Source organism: Actinomycetospora chibensis, assembly GCF_028737215.1.
In the GTDB taxonomy this organism is placed as follows: domain Bacteria; phylum Actinomycetota; class Actinomycetes; order Mycobacteriales; family Pseudonocardiaceae; genus Actinomycetospora; species Actinomycetospora chibensis.
The window spans coordinates 261,452-276,899 of sequence record NZ_JAQZAM010000006.1 but is presented as its reverse complement, the minus strand read 5'-3'; the positions used below and the strand labels follow the sequence as shown (position 1 = coordinate 276,899).

The following is a 15,448-nucleotide window of genomic DNA, read 5'->3' as shown; positions in this document are numbered from 1 at the left end:
TCGCTGACACCCAGTGTCCGTATTCTTCCGTCGATCACCGGGGCACTCAGGTCGCGCGGTCACGCTCCGCGAGGCCGGGGGCGCGGTCAGGCCCCTGCGAAGATCTCGTCGCCCTCGTCGTCCGCGTCGTCGCCACCGTCGTCGGGCTCGCCGTCGACGTAGGGCCGGTAGGTCGCCGGATCGAACGGCAGGTCGACGCCGAACGGCAGCTCGTACTTGTCGTGCAGGAAACGCTCGCGGTAGAGGTGCTCGGCGGTGTCGACGACCGTGGCCAGCAGTCGCGCCGAGAGCACGGCCCCGACGCCGATCCCGAGCACCGGCACGAGCTGCGCGAGCTCCTTCTGCCCGATCTGGGCCAGCAGGCGGCGGTACACGGCCTGCCCGAGGCGCTTGATCTGCGCCTGTTGCTGCTTGCGCTTCTGGTTCTCCTCGGTCTTCGCCGTGATGAGCTCGGTGAGCTCCTGGTACGCGCCGGGTGCGTCCTCGTCGGACGACAGCCCGACCGCGAGCACCGCCAGCGCGATGATCTGCTCGGAGCGCTTGGTGACGTCGTAGCCGTAGTAGGCCGCGACGTGCGCGACGGCCCGCGTGCAGGAGGCCACGGTGACGAGGGTGTCGCCGGTGAAGGTCGCGACCGTCATCGCGATGCCGGGCAGGCTGCCGATGCCGGCGCCGTTGGTGCCGCCGGCGGCGGCGGTGATGCCCGCGCCGGACAGGAAGCCGGTCACCCCGCCCTGGACGCCCGCGAACACCGTGTAGCCGATGTCCAGCCGGGGCATCGCCGCCTCCACCTGGGCGATGTCGAGCTTGCGGATGTCCTTGAAGTCGGTGACGTCGTGGCCCTGGGCGCGGAAGTCGGCGAAGACCGCCTCCCGGCGCAGTGTCGCCGCGCCCGCGCCCGCGCCCGCCGCGGCGAGCTGGTGCAGGAACCCCTGGACGCTGTCGTCGACCTGGGAGACGCCGGGAACCCGGCGCAGGAACGACGTGATCTCGCCGCGGACGCCGGCGAGGCCGTTGAGGACCGGGCTGAGCATGCCGGACGAGCTCTGCAGCGACCGGTCCTTCCACTGGGCGACCTCGCGCCAGCGCTCCACGTCGCCCGGGGACACGTCCGGTGTCGTCGGTGCGGTGTCCTCGGTCGTCGCGGTCACGTGCGGGACGTTACCCACCGCGGGAGCATCCGACCTCATCCCCGAGGTGACGGACGGATGTCGAGGCCTCCGTCCGGGTGATACCGGACGAGGGCGTCGGCGGCGTCCGGCAGACCCTCCTGCAGGGCGAGCGCGTGTTCGCGACGTTGCCAGGCCTCGCGGTGCGGCGCGTAGAGCGGCCAGTCCTCCCGCTCGCGCAGCCGCCGCTCGCGCTCCTGAGGTGCGGCGTCGACCCACACCGTCAGCGCCTGGTGCGTCCGCAGCACCCGCGCTCCCGCCCCACAGCCCTCGAGGACGACGACCGGTCCGGGCAGCGGGCGCTCCGCTTCCGCGCCCTCGCGGTCGTGCTCCCAGTCCCACGACCTCCACCGGGGCGAGCGGCGGCTCCGCAACGGCTCGACGAGCCCGTCGACCGCGCGCTTCGGACCCTGTGCGAGGCCGTCCCAGCCCAGATAGAACTCCTCGATCGAGACGACCTGCAGACCGTCCCGGCGACCGAGGGCCTCGGACAACGCCGTCTTCCCGGCCCCGGAGAAGCCGTCGACGCCGACCAGGATCGTGTCGCCGGCGGAGGGCGGGAGCGACGCGAGCGAGGCGGCGAACTCGTCGACCGACGTGCTCACTTCGGCGAGGCGGGCAGGTTTCCGATCACCATCTCGGATACCCGCGTGGCCCTCTCACACGACCTCGACCTCGTGCCCGGTGCAACGCCGATCTCGCTCACGGTGACGTCAGCGGCCTGCCCTACCGCGATCCCCGTGGTGACGGTGCACGTCAGCGCCCCGGGAGTCGTTTGCTGGAGCACCGCAGGCAAGCCACCGACCGTGACGGGCTCGAAGAACTGGTACATACCGCGGGCGCGGTAGGTGTCGACGAAGTAGTCGCGATCGGGGTAGAGCGCGACCGAGGTCTGCTGCGTGAACGCGGAGTCTTCCCAGACGCACGCGGGTCGTCCGGCCGGAAGGGGATCGAGCTGCCCGCGTGGCTCGAGGCCGACCGCCTCGAGCTGCTCGGCCCGCAGCACTCCACACGGTCGGTCGGCTACGCCGCTCGCGTTGAGCGACCTGCTCGGTACGGGCGCGCCGTACCGGTCGGGGGCTGCCGCGGGGCCGGGCGTCGGCGCCGCGGAGCAGCCGCCGAGGACCGTGAGGGCCGCGGTCGCGCCGAGGAGGAGGGCCCGTCTCACGGCTCCCTCAACGCAGCTGAGCTCTGCGCGTCCGCCTCGTCGTAGCCGGCCATCGCGCTTCGCAGACCTGCGATCATGTCGTTGACCTGCTGAATGCCTTGATCCAGTGCCTGGAGGAAGGACCCGCTGCCGCCGACGGCGGATACCCCGAGCAGGGTCGCTGCGTCGATGCTGACCTGGTCTCGCGAGGGCGGCGTGACCTTCCCGAGTCGCTCGGCCTCTCTTCGGATATCGAAGAGTTCCCGCGCCGCCTCCTCCAGCTCCCGGATCGCCCGGGGCGCGTTGGCCAGGTCCACCGCGAAGTCCCCGCCCCCGACCCCGGGCGGCCGGTACCGCTCGACGACCCGGCCGTCGGGCAGCACGGTGGGGCTGTCGGCCTGGAGCGGCGGGGGTTGGGGCTCGGTCATCGGGCCGTCCTTCCGCTCGCCGCGCCGGTCGCGGATCACGGTAGCGAGATCCTCGCGGCGAGACGGCCCGGTTCGGAGAAGAAGGACCTGGGGAGAACCACCTCAGAACGGGCGCCGCCGACCCGCGGGCCCACCCGCCGCCGGCCGGACCTTCTCGCCCCGCGCCCGCTGCCCGGCCATGCGCATCGCCTCGACGATCAGATCGCTGTTCCCGCGACCCGTCGCCGCGTCGGTGCGGGGGAAGACCAGCGGGCTCGGGTGCGGCGCGGTCTGCACCGTCGCACCGCGCAACGCCTCGGGAAGGCCGGCGCGGACGAGCCGGTCCCAGGCGCGCGTGGCCGGCCGTCCCAGCAGGATGACCTCGGTCGGCGCGGGGTCGAGCATCTCCAGCAGCTCGACCATGTATGGCTGGGCGCGCACCGACTCCTTCCACAGCGACCGCACCGGCTTGGCGGTGTTCGCCACCCACCACGGCACGACGTTCCAGTGCAGCGAGATGTCGTAGCCGAGCTTGGCCCGTTCGGTCGCGATGTTGGTGTTGTGCGCGGTCGGGTCGTTGTTGTGCTTGCTGACGAAGCCCGACCCCTCCTCCGCCTCGCCGGACGGGTCCTGGAGCAGAACGAGGACGTGCGCACCGGCACCGGCGCTCGCCGGGTCGAAGTAGGGGATGTTCTCGTAGGTCGTGTCCCGGACGTGGTCGACCCATCGGTTGAGCGGACCGACCGTGCCGTCGTAGCGCCGCGCCCAGCGCTCGGCGTGCACGTCCGGAGCGAGCTCTCGGCTGAGCAGCTCACCGCGCTTGTCGGCGAGCTTGTTCCACACCGGGCGCGGCATCAGCGGCGTTCGAGGAGCACGACGGGGATGGTGCGCGAGGTCTTCTGCTCGTAGCCGGCGAAGCCCGGGTAGTCCGCCTTCTGCTTCTCCCAGATCGGGGCGCGCTCGTCGGCGGGCAGGTCGCGGGCGCGGAGGGCGACGGTCTCGGTGCCGACCTCGGCCGTGACGTCCGGGTTCGCGAGCAGGTTGTGGTACCAGGCCGGGTGGACGTCCATGCCCGCGTACGACGCGAAGACGGCGAGGTCGTCACCGACGGCCTGGTACATCATCGGCGTCACGCGCTCGGTGCCCGACTTGGCGCCGATGTGGTGCAGCAACAGCAGGGGGGCGCCCTCGAAGGGCCCGCCCACGCGCCCTTCGTTGGCGCGGAACTCGTCGATGACCTGGTCGTTCCAGGAACGCGTGTCGCTCATGGCACCCATCCTGCCGAAACTCAGGCCGACAACGCCGCCGCGACGATGAGGAGGACGAACGCGACCCCGACCGCGGCCCAGGCGAGCCCGGCCCGTCGCGTCGTCCGACGCCCCAGCGCGCTCAGGGCCGTCCCGGCCACGACGGCGCCGAGGACGGCCGTGAGCACGCCGAGCAGGGCGCTCCCGCCGGCGACGCACGAGGTCGCGCGGGTGGCGCACGCCCCGAGCTCCGAGACCGCCCCCGCCACGCAGATCAGGGCGAGGAGGGCGGCCGTCGGTAGCGCGCCGATCGCCGCGGCGGTGCGCCCGCCGGTCCGGGTGGGCGGCGGGGCCGGCATCACCGGCGGTGGCCCGTAGCGCGGTGGGCCCGGCTGCCACGGCTGGGCGAAGGCGGGCGGACCGAAGGCCGTCCCGGGACGGATCGGCGGCGTCGCACCCGCGTGCGGGGCCGGGCGGTCGACCGGGGGCGCCGGTCGCGGCGGCACCTGGGTCTCGACGCGTCCCTGCGGCGTCGGACGGGTGGGTGCGAGGACGCGGCGCGCGGCCTCGGTCAGGTCGCCCGCACGGCCCCAGCGTTCCTCCGGGTCCTTGGCCAGCGCCCGCGCCACGACCTCGTCGAACCCGGCCGGCAGCCCGCCGGTGATCCGCGACGGAGCCGTGGGCGCGGTGTTGATGTGCTGGTACATCAAGCTCGCGAAGTCGCGGCCGGCGAATACGGCGTGGCCGGTGAGCATCTCGTGGAGGACGCAGCCGAGCGCGTAGACGTCGATCCGCCGGTCGGTGTCGACGCCGTCGGTGAACCGCTCCGGAGCCATGTAGGCGGCCGTGCCGATGGCCAGCCCGGTCTGGGTCAGGCGTGTGCCGAGGGCGGCGCCGGTCGCGATGCCGAAGTCGATGAGGTAGACGAAGTCCCGCGGCGCAGCGGTGCCCTTCGACGGCGTGAGCAGGATGTTCGACGGCTTGACGTCGCGGTGCACGAGCCCCTCGTCATGGGCGGCATCGAGCGCGGACGCGACCTGCTCGAGCACCGATACCGCCCGCGCCGGCTCGAGGGCACCCTCCTCGACCACGGCGCCGAGGTCGTCGCCGGCCACCAGCCGCATGTCGAGGAAGAGCCGTCCCTCGATCTCGCCGAAGTCGTGGATCGGGATGACGTGCGGGTCGTTGAGCCGCACCGCGGCCTGGGCCTCGCGCCGGAACCGCTCCTCGAACTCGCGCTCGCCTGTCATCTCCGCCGGCAGGCGCTTGAGCGCGACGGTCCGCCCCTTGCGGGTGTCGACGGCACGCCACACCTCGCCCATGCCGCCGCGGCCGAGGAGCTCGATGAGCTCGTAGGGCCCGAAGCGCTCGGTCACACGATCTCCCACCCCAGGTCCACCGAGGGCGCATCGTCGCAGGCGAGCACGGTCCACGCCGACGGGCTCCAGCGGAAGACGGCGTCCTGACCCCAGGCCGCACCGAACGCGCAGGCCACGGCGTCGTCGAGGCCGACCACCAGCGCGCCGACCTCCGCCGACGACCCGTCCTCGGCGCTCGCCACCGTGGTCCACCGGCGCAGGCCCCGCGCGTCGAGGTCGGCCTCGAGACGTGCCTGCCGCGCGGCGTTCTCGGCCTCCCCGGGCCGCTCGGCCCCCGGGTTGTGCGCGGTGACGACGTGCACGGGACCGTCGAACGGGAACGTCCCGCGCACCGTCCCGGGCGGCCGCGGTCTCAGGACGAGCCCGAGGTCGGGGACGCGCAGGACCGCGCGCAGGTAGTCGGCGGTCCGCGCGGTTCTCTCGTCCATGACGTCCCGGATTGTGCCGGGGTCGAGTCCGGCGAAAGCGCACCCACGGGACGGCGCCGGTGCCTAGCGTCCGTCGTCGTGGCGGACGTGCAGGTGGTGCTCCAGGCGCTGCTCGACGCCGCCCACGGGGTGAACGCCGTGATGGACGAGCTCGCCGCGCACGACGTCGGCGACCTCGGGACGACCCCCGGGACGTTCGGCCACGACGCCCTCGAGGTCGTCACGGCTGATTTCGGTACGCGCTGGTCCCGCGGCCTCGACAACCTCACCGACGACGGAAACGCCCTGGCCCGCGGGCTCGACGAGGCCGCGGGGGCCTACGCGGAGGCCGAGCAGCTCGCTGTCGACCAGTTCCGCTGGGGTCGGTGACGCCGCACGTGGCCGAGCTCGGCGAGACCACGGACCCGGCCGCGCTGGTGCCCGGCGACCCCGCCGGGGTCCGCAAGGTTCGGGCGAGGATGGCGCGGCTCGGCGCCGCGCTGGTCGGCGCGGGCGACGGGTTGCGACGGATCGACACCGGCGAGTGGCAGGGCGACGCCGCCGACTCCTTCCGCCGGGTGTTCGAGCCCGTGCCGCCTCAATGGATCGGTACCGGAGAGGCGTTCCTGCAGGTCGCCGACGCCCTCGCCGGCTACGCCGACGTCCTCGAGGGAGCCCGAGACGAGGCCGCCGCCGCCGTCCGCGAGTGGGAGACCGCGCAGGGACTCAGTGCCCAGCCGCGCACCGTCGACGTTCCCGACCCTGGCGAGGCCGGCCGCGTCACTGCGCTGAACCGGCTGCGTGCTGCCCGGACCGAGGTCCTCGCCGCCGGCGACCGCGCCACGACCCTCGTAGGGCGCGCCCGCGACCTCGCCCCGCCGGCGCCGTCGGTGGCTCAGCAGCTCGGCGGCTTCCTCGGCGACCTCGCCGGCGGGGCATGGTCGGAGCTCTCCGCGACGGGACAGTTCCTCTGGCAGGTCAACCCCACCCGCTTCATCGTCGAGCCCGCCGCGGCGGCGCAGGGCTGGCAGGAGCTGGGCACCGGCGTCGCGCATGCCGTCACCCACCCGGCGGAGACCGTCGCGGCCGCGCTCGAGCCGCGCGAGGCCGCCACCAACCCCACCCGCTGGGCGGGCGAGGTGCTCACCGGCGCGGGCCTCTCGGCCCTCGGGGGTGCCGGAGCGGCCGGACGGATCGAACGTGCCACCCGAGCCGCGGGTGCGCTGCCGTCGAACTCCCCGGACGCGACGACGCGCGACGTTGGACCTGCGGTCGGTACGTGGGGCGGCTTGACGGCCCGCCAGCACGCTCTCAGTGGAGGCGAACACATCGGGCGCCAAGGGAGCGCCAAGAAGATGAAGATCCCGGTGCGGGAGGTCGACACGGTGGCGGAGGTCGAAGAGATCTATCGGGCGCTGTCCGTGGGCGGCCAGGCGGTGCAGACCTCGGGCGAGCGGACCGTGGTCCTCCTCGGGGACGGGACCTACATGACCTATCGTCCCCGGTCCTCGACGCCGCCCCATGAACCCGCTGTCGACATCAACCCCGGAGACGACGGGGTCATCAGGATCCACACACCCCGACGGGAGAGCGGATGAGCGCCGACGAGGACCTCATGGCCGACATCGTCAACGAAGCGCAGTTCGACTGGATCGACCTCGGGCATGCGATGGCGGTCGTGAAGATCGTCGAAGGGGGGGATGATCGCGTCGAGCGCTACCGCCGGGCTACCGACCTCGTGGTCCGACTCGTGAGAGAGGGCCGACTCGTGCCGGGCGACATCGGCACCGCCCCGGGTGCCTTCGCGGCGTGGGACATGGCTCCCGGCGACGCGGCGCAGGCCCTCGAACGCCACACCCAGGCAGTCCTGGCGGGAGACGAGCCCCTCGAGCCATGGCAGCCCTGCATGTTCGCGGCGGCGCCATGAGCGTGAGCTGAGCGCTCCACCGGACTCTCGGGCCTTTGCCGGTGCCGAGAGGACGCTTCGGAAACCGAAGCAATTCTTCGGCTGTGGCGCCGTCTCCACCGAGTTGTCCACAGCCCGCGGAAACGGATGGAACCACCGCGACCTCGCGCACCTCCAACGAGGAGAGGAGACCCGAGGAGGCAGGCATGGGAAAGCCCGCGCGAGCGCGACGGGACAAGGAACGGCGGGTGGCCGGGCGCCACCACGAGGACCGGGAGGAGCTCGTCCGGCGCACGCTCGGTCGCCGGGCGCCGCGCGAGGAACGGTGGGACGGCGAGCTGACGGTGCAGCTCCTCCCGCAGCACCTCGCGGCGGGTGCGTTGCCGTCGGTGGTGGTCGGGCGGGAGCTCGAGGTCGCGCCGGCGATCTACACCGCGGGCCACCTGCCGGCGCTCTCGGGCAGCGAGACGTGGATGGTCGACGAGTTCGGCTGCTTCGACGGTCGCGGCACGGTGATCGCCGCGCCGGTCAGCGGCGACGAGTGCACCTGTCACGTCGACGTGCTCGACGTGGCCGGGCGGCTCTTCCCCGTGAACTGGGCGGCGTCCGAGCCCGCCGACGGGCGCCTCTGGCTGGAGGGGGCGCTCTACCTCGACCCGGAGCTGTCGGCCGGCACCGAGCACGGCGAGGCGGTGGCGCTGTGCCGGCGGCGCTACCGGGTGCGGGAGATCCGCCGCTACCTCCGCACCGCCTTCCGCCCGGGCGCTCCTGTGCGGCTCGACGCCGTGCCCGAGCCCGACGAGGTCAGCGACGACGCGATGTACGTCGCCGACCTGCGTCTCGTCGACGACGTGCCGGACGCGGCGCTCGTAGGGGAGGTGGCCTCCCGCTGACGTCTCTGGCTGCTCAGCGTCCGCCGCGAGACGAGCCCGACCCGGACGGGGACGCCCCGTCCCGTCCGTCGCCACCCCGCCCGTCACCACCACCGGAGTCGTCGCCACCGCGGGCGCCACCACCGCGGTCGCTCTCACGCTCGCCCCCGCGGGGGGCATCGCCACCACCGTCACGGCCCCCGTCCCGACCGCCCTTCCGGTCGTCGCCCGAGCCACCGCTCGACGCGCCGGCGCGCGGGGGCGGGTCGTCACGACGTTCGCGCGGCTCCGGGCGGGTCGTGGGGCCGGGGCCCGTCGCGGAGGTCGACGGAGACGCCGAGCCCGAGGGCTGCGAGCCCGACGAGGACGGTGCTGGCGAGGATTCCGACACTGCAGAGGAGGGTGCCGGGGAGGAGGACGGCGACGGCCGGGACGTCGGGACGCCCGGTCCCACGGCCGCCCTCGGCGCCCCGGCGTCGACCGGCCCGGTGCCCACTGCCGGGACGCCGGCCAGGGGCCCGGGGCTCGCGGCCAAGGACGGCACCGGCCCCGAGGAGGGCTCGGGGCGCAGGCCCAGGTCGTCGACCGCGGTGTCGGCGGGGCCGGGCAGGACGGCGCCGGCCTCAGTCCCCGCGGCGGGCGGCGGGAGCATCGCGCCGAGTCCGGGGGCGGAGCCGATGCCGATCGGCGAACCCGGCCCGGCGGTGTCCCCGACCTGGTCGAGGCCCTGCGAGGTCGCGACGGCCGCGCCGAGCGCGGTCATCGACGCGGCCGCGAGCGAGGCCGCGACGATCGGCAGCCGTCGCCGACGTCCCTCTGCACCGTCGACCCCGGACGCGGTCGGCGCCAGGGAGGCGTCGGCGAAACCTCCGAGCGGGGCGAGCTCCCGTGCCGCGACGACGTCGGGAGTGCCCGGCACCCCGAGCCGGTGGGCGAGCGCCAGCGCGCCGTGCGCGAGGCGGCGCTCCACGACGTCCACGGCGACGCCGTCGAGCGCGGCGATCTCGGTGGGCGTCATCCCGCGGGCGTGCCGCAGGAGCAGCGCGCGCCGCTGCACCGCCGGCAGGGCGTCCAGCGCCGCCATCCCACGCGGGATCGGCCGGATCACGGTGGTGTCGGCACCCCGCTCACCCGCAGGCTCGGGCAACGGCACGGACCCGCGAGCCGGAGCGCCGGGCGTCGAGGGCACCGCTCGCCCCGGGGTCATGACGCGTCGGCTCCGCCGGTCTGCTCGGCGGGCACGCGCTCGTCCTGCGGGTCGTGGGGCCCGTCGCCCCGGACCTCGGCGTTCGCCGCCACGAGGTGACGCCCGCCCTGACGAGCGGGCAGCTGGCCCGACAGCGACTCGAGCAGCCGGCCGAGGTCGTTGCGCACCCCGTCGTGGAGGCCGCTGAGGCGCTGGAGCTCGTTCTCGGCCTCGGTGTGGCGCCGCCGGATGATCGACTCGGTGTCGTCGCGGCGACGCTGGGACTCGGCCTCGGCGTCGCGCGTGATCTGCTCGGCGCCCATCCGGGCCTCGGCGAGCGTCTGCTCGGCCTCCTCCCGGGCGGCGGCGGCCTGCTCGTCGAGCTCCCGCTCGCGCTCGTCGAGCTCCCCGCGGCGCCGGGCGGCTTCGTCGTCGAGCGCCTTGCGACGCCCGGCGAGGTTCTGCTCCACCTCCTGACGGCGGGTCTCGGCCTCGCGGCGCGTCCGCTCCATCAGGGCGGCGGCCTCGCGTGACGCGGTGGCGCGCGCGTTCGCGGCCTCCTGCTCGGCCACCCGCAGCACGCGCTCGATGCGGTGCCCGAAGCCCTGCTGGACGGCGTCGCCGTGCTCGGTGTCGCCGGCGGGGCGGGCCCTGCTGCGCGTCAGCTCCGCCTCGGCGTCGTCCGCGCGCTGCTGCTCCTGGCGATGGGCGTGCTCGAGCATCTCGACCCGCGCGAGCAGCGCCTGCACATGTCCGTCGACCTGGTTCGGGTTGTAGCCCCGCTTCGTCAGGTCGAACACGTTGGTCTGGGTAGCGTCCCCCGACTGGCTCACAAGGCGGCACCATAACTCACCCATTCGCGCGTTATCACCCCCAGCCCGAAACACGACGGTGACCCGTTCGTGATCGATGGCGAACCACGAACGTGTGATCCACGAGGCGTGATCCCGACCTACGACCAGACGAGATCCGCGGTGCGCACGACGGTCTCGAGCTTGCGTCGCTGGTCGTCGGCGGAGAGCTCGTTGCCCTCCCAGGTGCTGGCGAAGCCGCACTGGGGGCTCAGGGCCAGACGGTCGAGGGGCAGGTGCTCCGCCGCCGCGTCGATCCGCCGGCGCAGGTCGTCGACGTCCTCGAGCTCGGGATGCTTGGTGGTGACGAGGCCGAGCACGACGGTGCTCTCGGGCCGCACGTGGCGCAGGGCGTCGAAGCCGCCGGCGCGGGCGTCGTCGTACTCGAGCAGCAGCCGGTCGTAGCGGGCCTCGGAGAACAGCACCTCGCCCATCTCGTCGTAGGGCACCGTGCTCTCGAACATGCTGCGGTAGTTGCCGCGGCAGATGTGGATTCCGGTCACCACGTCGTCGGGCAGCCCGTCGAACACGCGCCGGTCGGTGCGCAGGTGCGTGGCGAGCTGGTCCGCCCAGTTCTCCGGCTCCGGGAACATCAGCCGGTTGTCGAGGAACGTGTACTTCGGGGCGTCGAGCTGCAGGTAGCGCACGCCGGCGTCGACCAGGGCGCGGGCCTGGCGCTGGAGGATCGCGACGAGGTCGTCGAGGAACTCCTGCGGGTCGGCGTAGGCCCGGTCGGAGACGCCCGGCGTCCAGTAGCTCAGGAAGTTGGTCGGCACCGGCAGGGTGACCTTGACGGGCCGGTCGGTGTGCGCGAGCACGAACGCCGCCTCGACGTCGACGAGGCTGCCGCGCTCGGTGAGGCGTGACGTCACGACCGGCGAGGTGTGCGAGGCGGTCCGGCCGTCGGGCGCGGTCCAGGTGCGCGTGAAGCCCTCGGGGTCGAAGCCGTCGGCGACGTCGAGCACCGGGCCGTGCCAGATCCGCCGCCGCATCTCGCCGTCGTTGACGACGGGCAGCCCGACCTCCTGCTGCAGGGCCAGCGCGTCGAGCACCGCCCGGTCCTGCAGCGCGCGGAGATCGGACGTCCCGGCGAGCATGGCGTCGCGCAGCTCGGCCGGCCGCAGGAGGCTGCCGACGGTCTCGGCGCGCCAGGAGACGTCACCCATCGCGGCGCACCCTCCTCGCCGCCTCGGCGGCGGCGGTCATCTTGGCCATCGCCAGGTTGCGCGGCACGCGCCGCAGCCCGCAGTCGGTGGAGATCTCCAGGGCGTCCGGGTTCCGGTACTTCAGGCAGGTGTGGAGCCGTTCGACCAGGTCGTCGGGGGTCTCGGCGTAGTGCGTCTTGATGTCGACGAGGCCTGCCGAGAGGATGCGGCCCGGGTCCCACTGGCTGACGAGGTCGATCTCGGCCATCTCGCGCCCGCCGAACTCCAGGCTGAAGCCGTGGACGTTCGCGTCGAGCAGCGTCGGGAAGAGCCACCGGTAGGTCCGCTTGGCGTAGGGCAGGCGCCGGAACGAGCCGAAGCAGATGTGGACGGTGAAGGTGCAGTCGTCGAAGCCGTCGACCACCTTGTTGATGATCTCGACCATCGACGCCGGGCTCCGGTCGTCGTCGGCGACGGCCGGGGTGATCGGCTCCTCGAGCTGGATGTAGTCGCAGCCCGCGTCGAGCAGCTCGCGGATGTGGCCCCGGAGCGCCGGGACCAGCGCCTCCGCGCACGCCTTGCGCGACGGGTAGACGTCGCGGAAGTCCAGCTCCGTGGTCATCCCGTAGGGCCCGGGCATGCCGACGCGCGGACGCCGGTCGGTGGCCGCGCGCAGGAAGCGGTACTCGCCGACGAAGTCCCACATCCACGCGAGCTCGTCGAGGGGCTGGGTGACCTTCCAGACGTCGAGCATGTCGTAGCCCAGCGCGCCGAGCCGCCGAGGTGCCGGCTGCAGGACCAGGCCCGGCAGCGCGGCGGTGATGTTCTCGATCCAGCCGCGCCTGCGGTGCTCGCCGTCGGTGACGATGTCGAGCCCGCAGCGCTCCTGGTCGGAGATCGCCAGGCGGCAGTAGTCGTCGTAGAGCTCGCGCTCGTCGTCGGGCCCGAAGCGCCCGGCGGCCTCAGCGGGCTCGATGACGTCCCACCAGCCCGGGCGCGCCCAGCCGCCGGTCGTCGTCACTGCGATCTCGGTGTTGACGGTCATCCGCCCTCCTCGAACTGCATGCCGGTGGCGGCGACGAGCTCGTCGTGCACCGCGCCGTTGCTGGCGACGACGTCGTAGCGCGACGACGCGTCCCGGGTCCGGCCCTCGAAGTCGGTCACGCGCCCGCCGGCCTCCTCGATGAGCAGGCGCCCGCCCGCCACGTCCCAGGGGTTCATGTCGCGCTCGACGTAACCGCCGAGGTGACCGGCGGCGATGTGGGCCATCACGAGCGCCGGGGCGCCGGGGAAGCGCACCCCGGCCGACACGGTGAGCATCGCCCGCATCAGCCGGGCGAACTCGGCGATCACGGCCGGGTCGGACGACTGCGCCTGGACGATGACGACGACCTCGGCGACCTTCTCGGCGGTCGCCACCCGCAGCGGACGCCCGTTGCACGTCGCCCCGCCGCCGCGCACCGCGCGGTAGAGCTCGTCGCGCAGCGGGTCGTACACCGCGGCGACCACCGGCTCGCCCCCCACGGTGATCGCCACCGCCGTCGCGAACCACGGGAAGCCGTCGATGTAGGCGCGGGAGCCGTCGAGCGGGTCGACCCACCAGACCAGGCCCTCCGACGCGACGCCCGTGTCCGACGGCGACTCCTCGCCGACCACGACGTCGTCGGGACGCTCGGCCGCGATCGCGGCGAGCACCGCCTCCTGCGCGGCGAGGTCGGCCGACGAGCTGACGTCGACGCGCTCGTCCTTGAGCGTCACCTCCAGCACGCGGTCCTGGTACTCGAGCAGCACCGCGCCACCGGCCCGGGCGGCGCGCTCGGCCGTGCCCGCGAGGGCCTCCAGATCGAGATCCGTCACGCCAGGACCTCCACGACGCCGCGGTCGCCGTCGATGCGCACCCGGTCGCCGGTGCTGATCGTGGACGTGGCGACGCCGGTGCCGACGACGCACGGGATGCCGTACTCGCGGGCGATGATCGCGGTGTGGCTCAGGGTGCCACCGGTGTCGGTGACGCATCCGACGACCAGCCCGAACACCGGCGTCCACTCGGTGGTCGTGCCGCCGCAGACCAGGACGTCGCCGTCTCGGACCTGGTCGATGTCCTGCGCCGCGCGCACCACGCGGGCGGTGCCGACGACGGTGCCGCGCCCGGCCGCGAAGCCGCTCAGGGACTTCGCCGTGCCCTGCGCCTTGATCGTGGCGAAGTACTCGGGGGTCAGCCCGAAGAGCTCGGTCATGATCGGGTCGTGGACGGCGTCGGGGACGTTCCCGACGACGGGCGGCAGCTCGCTGCCCCGGGCCGACCAGTGGTCGTAGTAGTCGCGGCGGGCGACGACGAGCGCCGGGACGTCCGACGGCCCGCCGCCGGCGAGCATGTCGAGCAGCTCGTGGCGGAAGAGGAAGAAGACGTCCTCGCGCGCGCCGAGGCGCCCGTCGGCGACGAGGCGGTCGGCGACGGCGAGGGTCAGCCGGCGCACCGGCAGGTGGATGCGCCGGTCGATGAGGAAGTTGTGCTCCTCGTTCCACCACACGAAGTTCGCGGACCGGTTGGAGGCCAGCGCCTGGTCGAAGGCGACCCGCCCCTCCTCGGTGAGGGTCGCGCGCGCGGAGTCGACGAGCCGGTCCCGCTCGGCGAGCACGTCCCGGCGGGCGGCGGCGAAGTCGTGGCCCTCGGGCCGGGTGAGGAACTCCCGGATCGACGCCAGCGGGGTGGCCGGGTGCTCGGCCCACGACGGCCGGTCCATCGTCGCGGTCTCGTCGGTGCGCTGGCCCCACACCTCGAGGAACGCCTCGAACTCCGCCCACCACGTCGTGCCCTGCGGTGCCGCGTCGAGCGCCGCCCGGACGGCCTCGACGGTGGGCTCGGTGAGCGCGGCGGCGACGTCCAGCTCGCGGGCCCGCCCGGCGAGGCGCCAGAGCTCGGCGTCGGTGTGCAGGTACGACGTCTCCTCGCCGGCCAGCCACTGCGCGATCTGCCCGGTGTCGAGCCCGAGGTCGGTGGCGAGCTGGAAGAAGCCGACGTAGTTGGCCGCGAGCAGGTACATGACCTCGAAGTGCACGCCCCACCCGCGGCGGTGGAAGGCGTGCGCGTCCTTCAGGGCGTCGTGCAGCTCGTCGAGCGACAAGGCGTCGACGTCGAGCCCGTCGAAGTGCGCGTACGCGGCCTCGAGCTCGGCGCGGTAGCCCGCCCAGTACGTCGCGAAGTCGGCGAGGCGGGGCCCGGCGAAGGCACCGAAGCGTTCGGCGCGGGTGCCGATCTGCCACGGTGAGGTGATCGGGCACTGACCCAGGTAGACGTGCACGCCGGCGATGCGGTTGACCATGCCGGCGGTCGGCGGGATGCCGACGATCTCGGCGCCGTACTGCGTGCCCCAGGTCTGGGCGTCCTCGAGCAGGCCCATGCTCGCCGGGGTGATGCCCTCGGAGAAGTGCTGCGAGTCGCGCATCCAGAACCGCGACTCGTCCTCGCGGGTGAAGGGCGCCAACGGCTCGGCGAGGAACGGCCGGGACTCCAGGCGCGGCTCGTACCCCGGGTAGAAGTCGCCGTCGGCGTACTCGCCGAGCGGGATGACGGTCTCGTTCGACACCGGCGTCACGTCCTCGTGGGTTCAGCGGTGGTCCCGAACGTAGGAGCGGGTCGTGCGGGCCGGTAGCCGCTTCCGGCGAGGGACGTCCTCTTCCGGCGCCTTGACACCCGGTCGCCGGCCCAGTGGTCTGGGTCACTGCGCGAAG

Annotated in this window: 18 protein-coding genes; 4 read left to right on the top strand and 14 right to left on the bottom strand. The window is 73.7% G+C overall.

Annotated features, from left to right (window positions below; translation table 11 throughout):
* Nucleotides 1-86: 86 nt before the first annotated feature.
* From PH189_RS11750 to PH189_RS11715, 8 genes are all read right to left on the bottom strand, one after another.
* Nucleotides 87-1,151: an EcsC family protein gene (locus PH189_RS11750; protein ID WP_274188966.1), complete on the bottom strand. Its 1,065-nt coding sequence runs from the start codon at nt 1,149-1,151 to the stop codon at nt 87-89.
* A 35-nt stretch (nt 1,152-1,186) separates the two neighbouring features.
* Nucleotides 1,187-1,774, bottom strand: coding sequence for a nucleoside/nucleotide kinase family protein (locus PH189_RS11745; RefSeq protein WP_274188965.1), 588 nt, complete (start codon nt 1,772-1,774; stop codon nt 1,187-1,189).
* On the bottom strand, nt 1,771-2,337 hold the full coding sequence (locus tag PH189_RS11740) for a DUF3558 domain-containing protein (protein WP_274188964.1): 567 nt from the start codon (nt 2,335-2,337) through the stop codon (nt 1,771-1,773). The genes PH189_RS11745 and PH189_RS11740 overlap by 4 nt, the downstream gene beginning before the upstream one ends.
* Entirely contained in the window at nt 2,334-2,783 is a 450-nt protein-coding gene (locus tag PH189_RS11735; RefSeq protein ID WP_274188963.1) for a PE domain-containing protein, read from the bottom strand. Before PH189_RS11735 ends, PH189_RS11740 begins: the two co-directional genes overlap by 4 nt.
* A 63-nt stretch (nt 2,784-2,846) precedes the next feature.
* Nucleotides 2,847-3,578 carry a uracil-DNA glycosylase family protein gene (locus PH189_RS11730; protein ID WP_274188962.1) on the bottom strand — a complete coding sequence of 244 codons (732 nt, stop codon included), beginning with the start codon at nt 3,576-3,578 and terminating at the stop codon, nt 2,847-2,849.
* Nucleotides 3,578-3,991, bottom strand: a complete 414-nt coding sequence (locus PH189_RS11725) for a nitroreductase family deazaflavin-dependent oxidoreductase (protein ID WP_274188961.1) — start codon at nt 3,989-3,991, stop codon at nt 3,578-3,580. Before PH189_RS11725 ends, PH189_RS11730 begins: the two co-directional genes overlap by 1 nt.
* 20 nt (nt 3,992-4,011) lie before the next feature.
* Complete coding sequence (locus PH189_RS11720; protein WP_274188960.1) at nt 4,012-5,346, bottom strand: serine/threonine-protein kinase; 1,335 nt, start codon at nt 5,344-5,346, stop codon at nt 4,012-4,014.
* Nucleotides 5,343-5,777, bottom strand: a complete 435-nt coding sequence (locus PH189_RS11715; protein WP_274188959.1) for a DUF3293 domain-containing protein — start codon at nt 5,775-5,777, stop codon at nt 5,343-5,345. Before PH189_RS11715 ends, PH189_RS11720 begins: the two co-directional genes overlap by 4 nt.
* Nucleotides 5,778-5,855: 78 nt before the next feature.
* Here PH189_RS11715 and PH189_RS11710 point away from each other — a divergent pair, with 78 nt between their 5' ends.
* From PH189_RS11710 to PH189_RS11695, 4 genes are all read left to right on the top strand, one after another.
* Nucleotides 5,856-6,146, top strand: a complete 291-nt coding sequence (locus tag PH189_RS11710) for a hypothetical protein (protein ID WP_274188958.1) — start codon at nt 5,856-5,858, stop codon at nt 6,144-6,146.
* A complete protein-coding gene (locus tag PH189_RS11705) occupies nt 6,143-7,354 on the top strand; it encodes a WXG100 family type VII secretion target (protein WP_274188957.1) in 1,212 nt (403 codons plus the stop codon). The genes PH189_RS11710 and PH189_RS11705 overlap by 4 nt, the downstream gene beginning before the upstream one ends.
* Entirely contained in the window at nt 7,351-7,683 is a 333-nt protein-coding gene (locus PH189_RS11700) for a hypothetical protein (RefSeq protein ID WP_274188956.1), read from the top strand. Before PH189_RS11705 ends, PH189_RS11700 begins: the two co-directional genes overlap by 4 nt.
* Before the next feature lie 185 nt (nt 7,684-7,868).
* Nucleotides 7,869-8,555: a hypothetical protein gene (locus PH189_RS11695; RefSeq protein WP_274188955.1), complete on the top strand. Its 687-nt coding sequence runs from the start codon at nt 7,869-7,871 to the stop codon at nt 8,553-8,555.
* Nucleotides 8,556-8,568: 13 nt separating this feature from the next.
* On the opposite strand, the gene PH189_RS11690 is transcribed toward PH189_RS11695, so the two are convergent.
* The 6 genes from PH189_RS11690 to PH189_RS11665 all read right to left on the bottom strand — a co-directional run bounded on the left by PH189_RS11690 (nt 8,569) and on the right by PH189_RS11665 (nt 15,303).
* Nucleotides 8,569-9,642, bottom strand: coding sequence for a sigma factor-like helix-turn-helix DNA-binding protein (locus tag PH189_RS11690; RefSeq protein ID WP_274188954.1), 1,074 nt, complete (start codon nt 9,640-9,642; stop codon nt 8,569-8,571).
* 95 nt (nt 9,643-9,737) lie between these two features.
* Nucleotides 9,738-10,520, bottom strand: a complete 783-nt coding sequence (locus PH189_RS11685) for a hypothetical protein (protein WP_274188953.1) — start codon at nt 10,518-10,520, stop codon at nt 9,738-9,740.
* Between the two features lie 152 nt (nt 10,521-10,672).
* Complete coding sequence (locus PH189_RS11680; RefSeq protein ID WP_274188952.1) at nt 10,673-11,737, bottom strand: cobalamin-independent methionine synthase II family protein; 1,065 nt, start codon at nt 11,735-11,737, stop codon at nt 10,673-10,675.
* On the bottom strand, nt 11,730-12,761 hold the full coding sequence (locus PH189_RS11675) for a cobalamin-independent methionine synthase II family protein (protein WP_274188951.1): 1,032 nt from the start codon (nt 12,759-12,761) through the stop codon (nt 11,730-11,732). Before PH189_RS11675 ends, PH189_RS11680 begins: the two co-directional genes overlap by 8 nt.
* A complete protein-coding gene (locus tag PH189_RS11670) occupies nt 12,758-13,573 on the bottom strand; it encodes an inositol monophosphatase family protein (protein ID WP_274188950.1) in 816 nt (271 codons plus the stop codon). Before PH189_RS11670 ends, PH189_RS11675 begins: the two co-directional genes overlap by 4 nt.
* Nucleotides 13,570-15,303 (bottom strand): PEP-utilizing enzyme, encoded by a 1,734-nt coding sequence (locus tag PH189_RS11665; RefSeq protein WP_274188949.1) that lies wholly within the window; start codon nt 15,301-15,303, stop codon nt 13,570-13,572. The genes PH189_RS11670 and PH189_RS11665 overlap by 4 nt, the downstream gene beginning before the upstream one ends.
* Nucleotides 15,304-15,448 lie beyond the last annotated feature (145 nt).

What these genes read in the sequence shown, in the direction of transcription:
- PH189_RS11730 (WP_274188962.1), bottom strand. Translation starts at nt 3,578, where the DNA reads ATGCCGCGCCCGGTGTGGAACAAGCTCGCCGACAAGCGCGGTGAGCTG.
- PH189_RS11725 (WP_274188961.1), bottom strand. Translation starts at nt 3,991, where the DNA reads ATGAGCGACACGCGTTCCTGGAACGACCAGGTCATCGACGAGTTCCGC.
- PH189_RS11715 (WP_274188959.1), bottom strand. Translation starts at nt 5,777, where the DNA reads ATGGACGAGAGAACCGCGCGGACCGCCGACTACCTGCGCGCGGTCCTG.
- PH189_RS11700 (WP_274188956.1), top strand. Translation starts at nt 7,351, where the DNA reads ATGAGCGCCGACGAGGACCTCATGGCCGACATCGTCAACGAAGCGCAG.
- PH189_RS11695 (WP_274188955.1), top strand. Translation starts at nt 7,869, where the DNA reads ATGGGAAAGCCCGCGCGAGCGCGACGGGACAAGGAACGGCGGGTGGCC.
- PH189_RS11680 (WP_274188952.1), bottom strand. Translation starts at nt 11,737, where the DNA reads ATGGGTGACGTCTCCTGGCGCGCCGAGACCGTCGGCAGCCTCCTGCGG.
- PH189_RS11675 (WP_274188951.1), bottom strand. Translation starts at nt 12,761, where the DNA reads ATGACCGTCAACACCGAGATCGCAGTGACGACGACCGGCGGCTGGGCG.